Genomic DNA, 14,361 nt, shown 5'->3' with positions numbered 1-14,361 from the left:
ACAACGCTGAGGTACTCCCATGAAACTTCCACTCCTGTTCGCCCTTCTTGTCAGTACCCTGCAACCCGTCTTCGCCGCCGCGGTCCCCGTTCGCGTCGCCACCGTGGAGCAGACCGCCCACGCCGCCGAGCGCCAGATTCCGGGCCGCATCGAAGCCATTCACACCGTTGAGCTGCGCGCGCGTACGGAAGGCGTGATAACGAAAATCAACTTCCGCGACGGGCAGTACGTGAAAAAAGGCGACGTGCTGTTCGAGCTGGACGACGCCGAGCCGCGCGCTGCCCTGCGTCTGGCGCAGGCTGAAGTGAGAAGCGCTGAAGCCACGCTGCGTCAGGCGCAGCAGCAGCTTTCCCGCTTCGAAAGCCTGGGCAGCAGCAACGCCATCAGCCGTCACGACGTGGACAACGCCCGCATGCAGCGCGACGTGGCGAGCGCCGCGCTGGAGCAGGCGAAAGCCCGGCTCGACACCCGCAGCGTCACCCTGAACTACACCCGCATCACCTCGCCGATTGACGGTCGCGTGGGCCACAGCCAGTTCCACGTGGGCAGCCTGGTGAATCCTGCCAGCGGCGTGCTGGTGGAGGTGGTGCAGCTCGATCCCATCCGCATCGCCTTTGCGCTGGAAGAGGGGGCGTTTGCCACCAAAGTCGGACAGCACGCGGATATCAGCGCCATGAAGCAGGCCTGGCAGGCGCTGATCGACAGCAACGGCCAGCGCGTCGGCGGGGAACTTACCTCCGTGGACAACCGGATCGACCCGCGCACCGCCAGCGTGATGCTGCGCGCCGAGTTTGCTAACCCGCGCCACCAGCTGCTGCCCGGCGGCAACGTGAACGTCTACCTGCGTCCGGCGAGCGAGCAGCCGGTGCTGACGCTGCCTGCCGCCGCGGTTCAGCAGAACGGCGACGGGTTCTTCGCCTGGGTGGTTAACGCCGACGGCAACGCCGAAAGGCGCCCGCTGAACGTGGCCGGCCAGATCGGCCAGCAGTTTCAGATTGCCTCCGGCGTGAAGCCCGGTGAGCGAGCGATTACCGACGGCGCGCAGCGCGTGCAGCCCGGCGCTGCCGTCCAGATACTCAATTAAGGAGCCATCATGCTGACGTTTTTTATCAAACGCCCGCGCTTCGCGATGGTGATTGCGCTGGTCATCACCCTGCTGGGGGCCATCGCGCTGAGGATCATTCCGGTGGAGCAGTACCCGCAGATCACCCCGCCGGTGGTGAATGTCTCTGCCAGCTGGCCGGGCGCCAGCTCGGCTGACGTGGCGGAGGCCATCGCCACGCCGCTGGAGACGCAGCTTAACGGGGTGGATCACATGCTCTATATGGAGTCCACCAGTTCGGATGAAGGCACCTACAGCCTGAATATCACCTTTGCGGCGGGGACCGATCCGGACCTCGCCGCCATCGACGTGCAAAACCGCGTGGCGCAGGCCGTGGCGCAGCTGCCGACCGAGGCACAGCAAAACGGGGTACAGGTGCGCAAGCGCGCCACCAACCTGATGATGGGAGTAAGCCTTTACTCACCGAACAACACCCACACGCCGCTGTTTGTCAGCAACTACGCCAGCACGCAGGTGCGCGAGGCGCTGTCGCGTCTGCCGGGCGTGGGACAGGTGCAGATGTTTGGCGCGCGGGACTACAGCATGCGCATCTGGCTGCGTCCGGACCGCATGAACGCCCTGAACGTGACCACCGATGACGTGGCGCAGGCGCTGCGCGAGCAGAACGTGCAGGGGGCGGCAGGTCAGGTGGGCACGCCGCCGGTGTTCAACGGCCAGCAGCAGACCCTGACCATCAACGGGCTGGGGCGCTTAAGCCAGGCCGACGACTTTGCCGACATCATTATCCGCGCGGGCGAGATGGGCCAGCTGGTGCGCCTGAAGGACGTCGCCGCCATCGAGCTCGGCTCGCGCAGCTACAGCTCCGGCGCGCAGCTGAACGGGCACGACTCTGCTTACCTTGGCATCTACCCAACGCCGTCCGCCAACGCCCTGCGCGTGGCCGACGCGGTGCGCGCGGAGCTGGAGCGTCTCTCGACGCGCTTCCCGGACGACCTGGTCTACGAGGTAAAATTCGACACCACTACCTTCGTTGCCGCCACCATTAAAGAGATTGGCGTCTCGCTGGCGCTGACCATGCTGGCGGTTGTGGTGGTCGTTTCTCTGTTCCTGCAAAGCTGGCGCGCGACGCTGATTGTCGCCCTCGCCATTCCGGTGTCGCTGGTGGGCACCTTTGCGGTGCTCTACGCGCTCGGCTACTCCGCCAACACGCTGAGCCTGTTCGCCATTATTCTGGCGCTGACCATGGTGGTGGATGATGCCATCGTGGTGGTTGAGAGCGTCGAAACCCTGATGGCGGAAGGGCAGAGCCGCACGGCGGCGACCGCGCTGGCGCTGCGCCAGATCGCCGGGCCGGTGATTGCCACCACGCTGGTGTTGCTGGCGGTGTTTGTGCCGGTGGCGCTCCTGCCGGGAATTGTGGGCGAGCTGTACCGCCAGTTCGCGGTGACGCTCTCCACCGCCGTCACGCTCTCAAGCCTGGTGGCGCTGACCCTGACGCCCGCGCTCTGCGCGATGCTACTGCGCCCGCGTCCGGCGAAGCCTGCCGCCATTTTCCGTGGGTTCAACCGTGGGCTGGACGCCACGCGCACGCTTTACACCCGGATAGTGAGCGTATTCAACCGGCGTCCGTGGCTGGCGCTGCTCGCCACCGCAGGCGCGGCGGCGGTGGTGGCGTTCAGCTTTATGTCGATGCCAAAGGGCTTCCTGCCCCAGGAAGATCAGGGCTACTTCTTCGCCAGCGTCCAGCTGCCGGAAGCGGCCTCGCTGGAGCGCACCGAAGCGGTGATGGCTACCGCGCGCGAGCTGATTGCTAAAAACCCGGCGGTGGAAGACGTCATTCAGGTCTCCGGGTTTAACATCCTCAATGGTACCAGCGCGTCGAACGGCGGGTTTATCTCCATCATGCTGAAGGACTGGAGCGAGCGCCCGCCGCTGGATGAGGTGATGGGCACCCTTCAGCGCCAGTTGCTGGCCCTGCCGGAAGCGACCATCATGACCTTCGCGCCGCCGACGCTGCCGGGGCTGGGCAACGCCTCTGGCTTCGACCTGCGCATTCAGGCGCAGGCGGGGCAGAGCCCGGCGGAGCTGGAGCGCGTCACGCGTGAGGTGCTGGCAAAAGCCAACCAGCATCCGCAGCTGAGCCGCGTGTTCACCACCTGGAGCAGCAACGTGCCGCAGCTAACGCTGACCGTTGACCGCGAGCGTGCGGCTCGCCTCGACGTGCCGGTGTCGCGCATCTTCAGCAGCCTGCAAACCGCCTTCGGCGGCACGCGCGCCGGGGATTTCAGCGTCAACAACCGCGTCTACCACGTGGTGATGCAGAACGAGATGCAGTGGCGCGAGCGCGCGGAGCAAATCAGCGAGCTGTTCGTGCGCAGCAACAGCGGCGAGCGGGTGCGTCTGAGCAACCTCGTCACCATCACGCCGACCGTCGGCGCGCCATTTATTCAGCAGTACAACCAGTTCCCGTCGGTATCGGTAAGCGGTTCGGCAGCGGAAGGGGTAAGCAGCAGCACCGCGATGGCGGCGATGGGCGAAATTCTGGCGCAGAGCCTGCCTGCCGGGTACGACTACGCCTGGAGCGGCATGTCGTATCAGGAGCAGCAGACCGGCAACCAGGCGGTATGGATTGTGCTGGCGGCGGTGGTGATGGCGTGGCTATTCCTCGTCGCCCAGTACGAGAGCTGGACGCTCCCGGCGAGCGTGATGCTTTCGGTGCTGTTCGCCATCGGCGGGGCGCTGGTCTGGCTGTGGCTGGCGGGCTACGCCAACGACGTGTACGTGCAGATCGGTCTGGTCTTGCTGATCGCGTTAGCGGCTAAAAACGCGATTCTTATCGTGGAGTTCGCCCGCGCGCGGCGGATGGACGGGATGGCGATTGTCGATGCCGCGCGGGAAGGGGCATCGCGCCGCTTCCGCGCGGTGATGATGACCGCCGTGTCGTTCATCATCGGCGTCCTGCCGATGATGCTGGCGACCGGGGCGGGTGCCCAGAGCCGCCGCATCATTGGCACCACGGTGTTCAGCGGCATGCTGGTGGTAACCGTGGTAGGGATTGTGTTTATCCCCGCGCTGTTCGTGCTGTTCCAGCGCCTGCGCGAGTGGGGCCACGGCCTTACGGACTCGTCGCCCACAGCTCGCAGTGCTTCTGAACCAGAGAAATAAGCGAGCCGCCGTCGGCGATGAAGTCCCGCATGCGCTGCGCCTCGCTCTTGCCCTGCTTTAACAGCAGGGCAATTTCCTTGATGGCGCTCGTTGCGCCGAGCTTTTCGGCCGACGGCGCAACCTGCTCCAGCAGCCAGGCGATATCCTCCGCCACGGTTTTGTGCTCGCCGGTATGCACGTCCGTCAGAACCCCCTCCAGCCCGTAGCGACACGCCTGAAAACGGTTAAAGCGGTACAGCAGAAAATCCCGCTCCTGATGCTTATACGGCCGCGTGGTCAGCAGCCAGTGGGACGTCGCCTGGATCAGCCCGGCGATATTAATCGCGTGGCCGAGCGTCAGCGGGGTATCCATCACCCGTACCTCCACGGTGCCAAAGTGCGGGCTGGGGCGGATGTCCCAGTGCAGATCTTTAATGCTGTCGATCATGCTGGTAGCGCTCAGGCGGCGGAACAGCCCCTCGAACTCCTGCCAGCTGTTAACCCACGGCATCTGGCCGTTATCCGGGAACCCGGAGAAGATGTTGAGCCGCGACGAGGAGAACTTCGTGTCTGTGCCCTGCATGTACGGCGAGGCGGCCGCCAGGGCGATAAAGTGCGGCACGAAGCGCGACAGGCCGTGCAGGAGATAAATGGCGTCATCCCCGGTCCGGCAGCCGACGTGCACGTGCTGTCCGAACACCGTTGCCTGCAAAATCAGGTAGCCAAAGCGCTCCAGCGTGACGTTATAGCGCTCGTCGTCGCACACCTCCTGACGCTGCCACTTCTGGAACGGGTGCGTCCCGCCGCCGCAGATCTGGATGTGCTGCTCCGCCGCCGCGCGAAGGATGCTCTGCTGCATCACCGAGAACTGCGCCGCCGCCTGGTCAATGTTCTGGCACACGCCGGTGGCGATTTCGAGCATGCTTTCGGTGATATCGTGTTTGACTTCACCGCCTTTGATGTCGTCTTTGACGGCGGCGATGAGGGCTGAGGAGTCCTGGCTCAGATCGTAGCCCGGCGGGTTAACCACCTGCAGTTCGAGTTCGATGCCGAGGGTGAACGGTTCAGAGGATTTGAAATCAGGTAAAGGCATGGCGCACTCCGTTGTCTGTTGTGTGTTGAGTATAGACAACGACGTGGCGCTCACTTTTCAGGGTGGTATAACTGTTAGCAGGCTTAGCGAAAAGAGGGGTTAACCATGACTGAGAATCCAGTGATTGCGCTGATTGGTCCCGGCGCGATTGGCACCACCATTGCCGCGGTGTTGCATGACGCTGGCCGCACGCCGCTACTCTGCGGACGCACCGCGCATCCGGAATTACGCCTGCGTTACGACGAGGGGGAAACGGTTGTGTCCGGTCCGGTATTCACCGATCCGTCCGTCATTACTCGCCCCGCAGATCTTGTTTTTGTGGCGGTAAAAACGACGCAAAATTCCGACAGCGCCGGATGGCTGCGCGCGCTGTGCGATGAAAACACCGTGGTCTGCGCCCTGCAAAATGGCGTGGAGCAGAAGGCGCAGCTTGAGCCTTTGGTCAGTGGCGCAACGGTGCTGCCGTCGGTGGTCTGGTTCCCGGCGCAGCGCGAGCCGGATGCCTCCGTCTGGCTCCGGGCGAAGCCGCGCCTGACGCTACCGGACGCGCCCCAGGCGCAGCGGGTGGTCGAAGCGCTTCGTGATACGCGCTGCGCGGTTGAGCTCTCGGAAGATTTCGCCACCGTCGCCTGGCGCAAGCTGCTGCAAAACGCGGTCGCCGGGCTTATGGTGCTGGCCAACCGCCGCGCCGGGATGTTCAGGCGAGAGGATGTCAGCGAGCTGGCGCTGGCCTACCTGCGCGAAGGGCTGACCGTCGCCCGCGCTGAAGGGGCGAAGCTGAACGATGACGTGGCGCAGGAGATTCTGGCGAACTTCCAACGCGCGCCCGTGGATTTGGGTACGTCGATTCTCGCTGACCGTCAGGCGGATCGCCCGATGGAGTGGGATATCCGCAACGGCGTCATCCAGCGCTACGGCCGCAAACACGGCATTGCGGTGCCCATCAGTGACGTGGTGGTGCCGCTGCTGGCGGCGGGGAGCGAGGGGCCGGGGTGAGCCTGGGTCTGGAGTGAAGGAAAGACCCGGCCGTTGTGCGCCGGGTAGCGTCTCTACTTAGCCTGACGGGCTTTCTCTGCTTTCAACTCTTCCATGGTTGCCTCCAGGATCCAGAGGCACTGAGCACCGTCAAACGTTTCCAGCAGCGCCTGGCGGGTACGCTGATAGAACGCGTCGATTTCTTCGGGGGATTTCTCTAAAGGCGGCGTGCAGACAATATCGCTGCCTACCATATGCGGCCACTTTCCGGCGTCAATGGCGCGGAGCGCTTTCAGCGTTGCGTTCGTGTTTGTTATGAGCGCTGCGGCTAAGGCGTCCTCCAGCTGTTGCGCCTGCTTGACGTCAGCCGTAGCAGACAGGGCAGGAGCTTGTTCAATCCAGTGTGCATCACCAGAGGCGATTCCATTAAGTGCTGATGACCAGTCAGTGCTGGCTGCAATGGCTGGGACGGTGAGCGCCGATAGCAATAGAACGATTGAGTATTTCATCGCGCTATTCCCCGCTCGCCGACATCGTTTTTGCACCATACATAAACGGTTATAGACATGTGCTTAAACTCCATTTAAGAAAATCCTGATAAATTCTTCTATTACAGCAAGTTAAAACAGGTGGGACGTTATCGTTTATAAAAAATCCCGTCAATGATGGCGCAACAGGGATATGAAATATATCAACTTCCGTTGATACAGATTATGAAAGCCGACGTATTGCAATTTGATAATGCAAACATTGGCTTGGTGATTTACCAGGATTTTTTAACTGTCAATTATTCAAATAGCTCTCGGAATGACCGCACAGAGCCTACTTTCCATCTATCTCCCACAAACGCGCTCACCGGCACGTCAAAACGCTTCGCCAGCGCTCGCATATGCTCCTGCGTTAACGTGCGCTGTCCATTCAGGATCCGACTCACCAGAGACTTCTTACCAATCTCGTTCTCGAAATCGCTCTGAGTGAGTTGGTACTGATCCATCAGCGTTCGCAATAACGCAACGCCTGACAGAATGCTGGCAATACGCGCGTTAAATTCGGCAAACTCCGGGGATTCATTTTCGTATTTATCGATTTTGGAAGTGAATATCTCTACCAGCGGGTTATCGGGGTCGTGCTCGATCAGATACTCCACCAGCGCCAGCGCATCCTCGTAGTCTTGTCGCGACGGGCTTGAACCCAGGAAGGGAGCTCGTTTGTCAGAGCGTTTGCCGCTTTGATGGCTGCTGCGTAATTCATTATCATTTGTGTCGCATAAGTCATTGTTTTATGTTGAAATTAATAATATAATCTGTTTGTAATTCAACTTTATATGGTGATGAAATCGCCACTGCTCACTGAGAACCTTGGATGAAAATTAAACCTCAAAAGCATTTAATCAACATACTAACGTCAACTAAAAACCATCATCCAAATTTCACTCTTTTTTTAGGTGCCGGCTCTAGTATAACTAGCGGTGTAAAAAGTGCGGGGGGGATGATACAAGATTGGCGTGATGCATATGATGATATGCATGGTGAAGGTGAGGTGCGTAAACAGGTTTGGTTTGACAAAGATAATGAATATTCAGAGTTATTTGAGTCATTGTATGATCAACCAACTCAGCGGAGAGAATATATTGAAAGTTGTATAACAGCCGCTAATCCATCTTGGGGGTATGTTTACTTAGTCAATTTACTCAAAGAAAAACATTTTAATACAGTATTTACAACAAACTTTGACGATCTCCTTAATGAAGCATGCTACACATTTTCTGATAGCCTAAGGCCTGTAGTATGCGCTCATGATTCGAGTATAAACAGCGTAAGGCTCACGTCTTCAAGACCGAAGATAATAAAGCTTCATGGTGATTTTCTTTTTGATAATATAAAAAATACTATTCGAGAACTTGAGTCCCTTGAGGATAATATGCGGTCTAAGTTCCGTCAGTTCGCAAATGAATTCGGTATGATAGTCATTGGCTACTCCGGTCATGATCGCTCTATAATGGATACGCTTAATACATTATTGCATAGCAAAAATTGTTTCCCTCATGGTATTTATTGGTGTACACGTGATAAGTTTGAGGACTTACCTGATGGTCTCAAAAATCTAGCTCGCTTCCCGCGCTTTCATTTAATACAAATCACAGGTTTTGATGAATTTATGGCTGAACTTCATCTCGCACTAGGGTGTAAATTACAAGATGAAGTTGTTAACCCATATTCTGCTTTATCAAAAAAATTGGATAAATATTTTACGTCCCTGCAAGACACTGATGGGGATGAATTGTCAACTCATCCATTAATTAATTCTGATATGATCAATTTGGCCGATCATGTTAGGCAGGTAAACTCAGTAAGTCAGTTTGTTAGAAAAATAAAAACCCTTCTACCATCGGAAAGAACCAGTATCGATGACGCATCTATTACACAATCACTAGAAATTATGCTTAAAGAAACACGTTTTGCTGGAGGAAGGGATAATATTTTATTTTATAACACACCTAATTTTCTTATTGCTAATTCAGCATTTCGTGCAGAAGAATATGATGAATGCATAGAATATTGTCTTAAGCATCTTGAAAATGGTCCATTCATTGAGGCTGTAATACTTATTTGTAGAGCTGCCTTGAAAAAAAGAGATTTAACTTTACTTGATGATAATATCAAACTGCTTAAATCTTACGCGAAAATAAAAGATAGTGAAGTTAGCAAGGCAGTAAATTTCTGCGTTGAGCTCATTTCGGACGAAGATTATCCTAGAGCACTTGATATCCTTGAATATATCGAGTCCCTTCCTATAAATGTAAATCATAAAGATATGATTTTAATTAATAAAGTCTTGGTTGCCAAGTTGACAGAGCAGCAAGTTTCTGATAAGCAAAAGTCCAGTCTTAGGGATATTTACAATCAGTCAATCGATAATAATTCTTATTGGGTTGCATTTGGCGCAGCTGTCTTACTCGACGATGATGAAGCTGCATTTGGTGTCGCAGATCAGCTTTCGGAAAGCTCATTCAGAAGCATTTTATGGATTGAAATGCCTATATTCACACTTGTATCAACACCATTGTATGAAAAGCTTATCGATTTGGCTCTAACTAAAGGTTTTGAAGTACCAGATGTTGAAGAAACAGAAGAACCAGTTGAAAGTGAGAGTATATCCAATAATCAAGTGGCTGATAACCAAATAAAAGTAGAAGATCTACCAACAAGTACGATGATGGATGAGAACGAGATCAGCGGCTCATTGACTCCCACGATATCAAGTGGTATTGATGAGGTAAAAGATACTGAATCCACACACACGATGCATAACTCGGGCACTGCAATCTAAAATTTGAACTAAACTGTTAACAAGTAAGTACAGATGGACACAAGGAGCCTTTTATGAAAGAAAAAAACTTAAATTCCCCAAAACTTCCAGAAGCTAATAAAGATAGACTTAAAGCATTGTTAACGAAATAAGGCAAAGGCCGCTAAAGCGGCCTTTTTCTTATTTATCAGAAGGTTAGGTTGTGTTATCTTGTTCTCTTAGCATGATGCAGCAGCTTTTCGGTAGAAGTTACAAGCCTACTTTGTTAACGATCTAAGCGTACTTTTCCGAAAAAAAGTAACCGTTACTAATATGATGGGATTTCTTCCCTGAAAGTAAATATAACTAAATCCTAGCGAGCGCATTAAACTCACTCACTTCGTTCGTGCAATGAGTTGTGTTTACCTGACATGAGTTAACAGTTACAGGGATCGACAAAGCGAATGCATACTGTCGATTGGGTTAACAATCAATAGCCTCAAGTCAAAATCGTTCAAATTCTAGTAAACATATGTATGCTTAGGTGGCTTACGATTACACAACACATTAATTATCTTTTACGGTAATGAGAACGACTTGGCGCAGTAATGATACCGTTTGAAAGTCATGGCCTACATTCTATAAAAATGCCAGTCTCCCATCGCCCGCTTCAGAGCGCCGTTATATACGGCTCCTTCACAAACTCCGCCAGCAGCCAGACCATATCATGCAACAGCCCGGTGAGTTCTTTCGCCACGTTCGCAGGCAACGTCCCGCCCATTATCGCCAGCGTTAACGCCACGGCATAATCCACCTGTAGCGCCGTTTCTTGCCAGCATTCCGGCACGCAGGAGGCGATCTTTTCTCCCGCAATGAGTCGTTCGACCAGATACGGCGGAAGTTCCGAGTCACAACTCTTGCGCAGCCGTTTCAGCGCAGCCAGCAGTCGCTCGCAAAGGGTGGCAAAGGTCACTGCGTCGTCAGTTTCCACCAGTACGCTGACATACGCGGTACAGGCATCGACCAGTTCAAAAAGATCCGCAGAATCGGAAATTGAAGCGTTGATGAGGTGATGAACAGCGCTTTCTTCAGAGAGCGCGTAAGAAAATCCTGGGGTAGTGGCCATTTAGCATCCTCTTTGTCTAAAAAACGTCATGTTATGCTAACGGGTTCCTACGCCCGGTTACGGTTGTGCCGCAACGCAGGCACTTTACGACCATAAACAAGGGATGAAAAGCGATAACCCTGAATTACATAAGGTTGCTTGCAGGTTTGCGAGGCGGCTTCCAGAACGGCATTTCCGGGCACCGCCGCACCATTAATCCTCGCTCATCATCGCCAGAAACCGCTTCACCGTCCGCGAACGTTCGAAGCGCCGCCAGCAGAGCGCGATGTCGGTATACAGCTCCGGTGAGCTCAGCGTGTGATAGGTGACATTCGGCGGAGAAATGGCCGCCATGGATTTCGGCACCAGCGCGAACCCGCCGCCGGCAGAGACCATGCTCAGGGAAGAGGAAAGCTGCGACGACTGCAGCGCGCGCTGCACGTTTATTCCGGCCCGCTCGCAGCAGCCGTGAACCCGGTCGTACAGGCCTGGCGCGACCTCCTGCGGGAACAGTACCACCGGCGTATCCCGAAGCTGCTCTAATGCCAGCGAATCGCACGTCGCCAGGGGATGATCGCGATGCAGCGCCACCACCATTGGCTCCCGGTCGAGGATTTTTAATTCGAATACCTTGCTGCTTTCGCACGGCAGGCGCACGAAGGCGATATCCAGCTCACCCTCCGCCAGCATCGTGGTCAGCGACGACATGTTGGCTTCCACCTGGTGAACCTGCACTGCCATGTTCTGCACCTGAAACTGGCGGATCAGGGCGAAGATTTTGGGATGAAAAGCATCCGAACTGGTAATGCCAATCGACAGGCTGCCGTTCAGCCCGCGCGCGATGCCCCGGGCTTTCTCCAGCGCGGCGTCGCTCAGCGCCAGGATCTTACAGGCGTCCTCATAGAAGGCTTCTCCCGCCTCGGTCAGCTCCACGCCCCGCGTCAGGCGCCTGAACAGCGGCGTGCCCACTTCCTCCTCAAGCCGTTTGATCTGCTGGCTCAGAGGAGGTTGTGAAATACCCAGCGCGTTGGCCGCCCTGGTGAAGTGTCGCTCGCGTGCTACCGCGACAAAATAGCGCAGATAACGAAGTTCCATATCAAAAACGTCTCAAACCAGCATGGATTCTATATTGGAACTCTCTGCTGAATCGGGTCAACATTTATTTAACCTTTATAAATAAAGTTGAAGAGGACGAGCATGATGATGCATTCATCTGCATGCGACTGTGAGGCGAGTTTATGCGAAACCCTGCGCGGGTTCTCGGCTCAACATCCTGACAGCGTGATCTATCAGACATCGCTAATGAGCGCCCTGCTAAGCGGCGTCTACGAAGGGGAGACCACCATCGCCGACCTGCTGGCACACGGCGATTTTGGCCTCGGCACCTTTAACGAGCTGGACGGCGAAATGATTGCCTTCAGCAGCCAGGTGTACCAGCTGCGCGCCGACGGCAGCGCCCGCGCCGCGAAGCCGGAGCAAAAAACGCCGTTCGCGGTGATGACCTGGTTCCAGCCGCAGTACCGCAAAACCTTCGACGGGCCGGTCAGCCGTCAGCAGATCCACGACGTGATCGACCAGCAAATCCCCTCCGACAACCTGTTCTGCGCGCTGCGCATCGACGGCAATTTCCGCCACGCGCACACCCGCACCGTACCGCGCCAGACGCCGCCGTACCGGGCGATGACCGACGTACTGGACGACCAGCCGGTGTTCCGCTTTAACCAGCGCGAGGGCGTGCTGGTGGGGTTCCGCACGCCGCAGCATATGCAGGGCATCAACGTGGCGGGCTATCACGAACACTTCATCACCGACGACCGACAGGGCGGCGGCCATCTGCTCGATTACCAGCTGGAGAGCGGCGTGCTCACCTTCGGTGAAATTCACAAGCTGATGATTGACCTGCCCGCCGACAGCGCGTTTTTACAGGCCAACCTGCACCCCAGCAACCTTGATGCGGCTATCCGCGCCGTCGAAAACTAACAGGAGAACTACCGTGAACAGTGAGAAACAGTCACGTCAGTGGGCGCACGGCGCCGATATGGTTGTCGGCCAGCTGGAAGCGCAGGGCGTGAAGCAGGTGTTCGGGATCCCGGGGGCAAAAATCGACAAGGTCTTTGACTCCCTGCTGGACTCCTCCATTGAGATCATTCCCGTACGCCACGAGGCCAACGCGGCGTTTATGGCGGCGGCAGTGGGGCGTCTGACCGGCAAAGCCGGGGTGGCGCTGGTCACCTCCGGACCGGGCTGTTCGAACCTGATCACCGGTATTGCCACCGCCAACAGCGAAGGCGACCCGGTGGTAGCGCTGGGTGGGGCGGTGAAGCGGGCGGATAAAGCGAAGCTGGTGCATCAGAGCATGGACACCGTCGCGATGTTCAGCCCGGTGACGAAATACGCCGTAGAAGTGAACTCCCCGGACGCGATTGCCGAGGTGGTGTCCAACGCGTTTCGCGCCGCCGAGCACGGCAGGCCGGGCGGGGCGTTTGTCAGCCTGCCGCAGGATATTGTCGACCAGCCCACCACGGGGGCGATTTTGCCCGCCAGCGGTCCCGCGCTGATGGGGCCGGCACCGGAATCCGCCATTAACGACGTGGCGAAGCTTATTGAAAAGGCCAAAAACCCGGTCATCTTACTCGGCCTGATGGCCAGCCAGCCCGCCAACAGCGCCGCGCTGCGCAAGCTGCTGGAGAAAAGCCGTATCCCGGTCACCAGCACCTACCAGGCCGCCGGGGCGGTGAATCAGGAGCACTTCACCCGCTTTGCCGGACGCGTCGGCCTGTTTAACAACCAGGCGGGCGACCGGCTGCTGCATCTGGCGGATCTGATTATCTGCATCGGCTACAGCCCGGTGGAATACGAGCCGTCCATGTGGAACAGCGGCGACGCTACGCTGGTGCACATTGACGTGCTGCCCGCCTATGAGGAGCGCAAGTATGTTCCCGATCTGGAGCTGGTGGGGGATATCGCCGCCACGCTGAATCTGCTCGCCAGCCGCATTGAGCACAAGCTTGAACTGAGCCAGCGCGCCTCGGAAATTCTGGTCGATCGCCAGCATCAGCGGGACCTCCTCGACCGCCGCGGCGCATCGCTTAACCAGTTTGCCCTGCATCCGCTGCGCATTGTGCGCGCCATGCAGGACATCGTGAATAACGACGTGACGCTTACCGTCGATATGGGCAGCTTCCACATCTGGATCGCCCGCTACCTCTACAGCTTCCGCGCGCGTCAGGTGATGATCTCCAACGGTCAGCAGACCATGGGCGTGGCGCTGCCGTGGGCGATTGGCGCGTGGCTGGTCAACCCGGGCCGCAAGGTGGTGTCGGTCTCCGGCGACGGCGGATTTTTACAGTCGAGCATGGAGCTGGAAACCGCCGTACGCCTCAACGCCAACGTGCTGCACATCATCTGGGTGGATAACGCCTACAACATGGTTGCCATTCAGGAAGAGAAAAAATACCAGCGTCTTTCCGGCGTCGAGTTCGGCCCGGTCGATTTCAAAGCCTATGCCGACGCCTTTGGCGCGAAAGGCTTTGCCGTGGAGAGCGCCGACGCGCTCGAACCGACGCTGCGTGCGGCGATGGATGTCGATGGCCCGGCCGTGGTGGCCATTCCCGTCGACTACAGCGATAACCCGCTGCTGATGGGCCAGCTCCATCTCAGCCAGATTTTGTGAATCAACATAAGGACAGAGAA

General features: G+C 56.8%; 10 protein-coding genes and 1 pseudogene. 6 read left to right on the top strand and 5 right to left on the bottom strand.

All coding sequences use genetic code 11. The features are described 5' to 3' along the window. Positions 1-19: 19 nt before the first annotated feature. Together IM291_RS04895 and IM291_RS04890 are read left to right on the top strand one after the other, a co-directional pair. Positions 20-1,084 carry an efflux RND transporter periplasmic adaptor subunit gene (locus IM291_RS04895; RefSeq protein ID WP_028012255.1) on the top strand — a complete coding sequence of 355 codons (1,065 nt, stop codon included), beginning with the start codon at positions 20-22 and terminating at the stop codon, positions 1,082-1,084. Between the two features lie 9 nt (positions 1,085-1,093). Continuing rightward, positions 1,094-4,228 carry an efflux RND transporter permease subunit gene (locus IM291_RS04890; RefSeq protein WP_192986259.1) on the top strand — a complete coding sequence of 1,045 codons (3,135 nt, stop codon included), beginning with the start codon at positions 1,094-1,096 and terminating at the stop codon, positions 4,226-4,228. Here the strand turns inward: IM291_RS04890 and IM291_RS04885 are convergent. Next, entirely contained in the window at positions 4,179-5,300 is a 1,122-nt protein-coding gene (locus tag IM291_RS04885; protein ID WP_041910994.1) for a YbdK family carboxylate-amine ligase, read from the bottom strand. The genes IM291_RS04890 and IM291_RS04885 overlap by 50 nt on opposite strands. A 105-nt stretch (positions 5,301-5,405) precedes the next feature. On the opposite strand from IM291_RS04885, the gene IM291_RS04880 reads away from it, so the two are divergent. Then, positions 5,406-6,296 (top strand): oxidoreductase, encoded by an 891-nt coding sequence (locus IM291_RS04880; RefSeq protein ID WP_192986258.1) that lies wholly within the window; start codon positions 5,406-5,408, stop codon positions 6,294-6,296. Positions 6,297-6,349: 53 nt separating this feature from the next. On the opposite strand, the gene IM291_RS04875 is transcribed toward IM291_RS04880, so the two are convergent. Then, entirely contained in the window at positions 6,350-6,784 is a 435-nt protein-coding gene (locus tag IM291_RS04875; protein ID WP_192971443.1) for a hypothetical protein, read from the bottom strand. A gap of 278 nt (positions 6,785-7,062) precedes the next feature. After that, positions 7,063-7,526 (bottom strand): annotated as a pseudogene (locus tag IM291_RS04870) (type II toxin-antitoxin system HigA family antitoxin). A 111-nt stretch (positions 7,527-7,637) separates the two neighbouring features. Between IM291_RS04870 and IM291_RS04865 the strand changes: the two are divergent. Further along, entirely contained in the window at positions 7,638-9,605 is a 1,968-nt protein-coding gene (locus tag IM291_RS04865) for an SIR2 family protein (RefSeq protein WP_192971442.1), read from the top strand. A gap of 628 nt (positions 9,606-10,233) precedes the next feature. On the opposite strand, the gene IM291_RS04860 is transcribed toward IM291_RS04865, so the two are convergent. After that, a complete protein-coding gene (locus IM291_RS04860) occupies positions 10,234-10,689 on the bottom strand; it encodes a hypothetical protein (protein WP_192971441.1) in 456 nt (151 codons plus the stop codon). Positions 10,690-10,881: 192 nt separating this feature from the next. Beyond that, positions 10,882-11,763, bottom strand: coding sequence for a LysR family transcriptional regulator (locus IM291_RS04855; RefSeq protein WP_192971440.1), 882 nt, complete (start codon positions 11,761-11,763; stop codon positions 10,882-10,884). A 105-nt stretch (positions 11,764-11,868) separates the two neighbouring features. Here IM291_RS04855 and budA point away from each other — a divergent pair, with 105 nt between their 5' ends. Then, complete coding sequence (budA, locus tag IM291_RS04850; protein WP_028012263.1) at positions 11,869-12,648, top strand: acetolactate decarboxylase; 780 nt, start codon at positions 11,869-11,871, stop codon at positions 12,646-12,648. Positions 12,649-12,661: 13 nt separating this feature from the next. After that, positions 12,662-14,341, top strand: a complete 1,680-nt coding sequence (gene alsS / locus IM291_RS04845) for an acetolactate synthase AlsS (RefSeq protein ID WP_028012264.1) — start codon at positions 12,662-12,664, stop codon at positions 14,339-14,341. Positions 14,342-14,361 lie beyond the last annotated feature (20 nt).

The organism is Enterobacter cloacae complex sp. P27C, assembly GCF_014895705.1.
GTDB classification, from domain to species: Bacteria; Pseudomonadota; Gammaproteobacteria; order Enterobacterales; family Enterobacteriaceae; genus Enterobacter; species Enterobacter bugandensis.
This window is presented reverse-complemented; position numbering and strand designations above follow the sequence as displayed.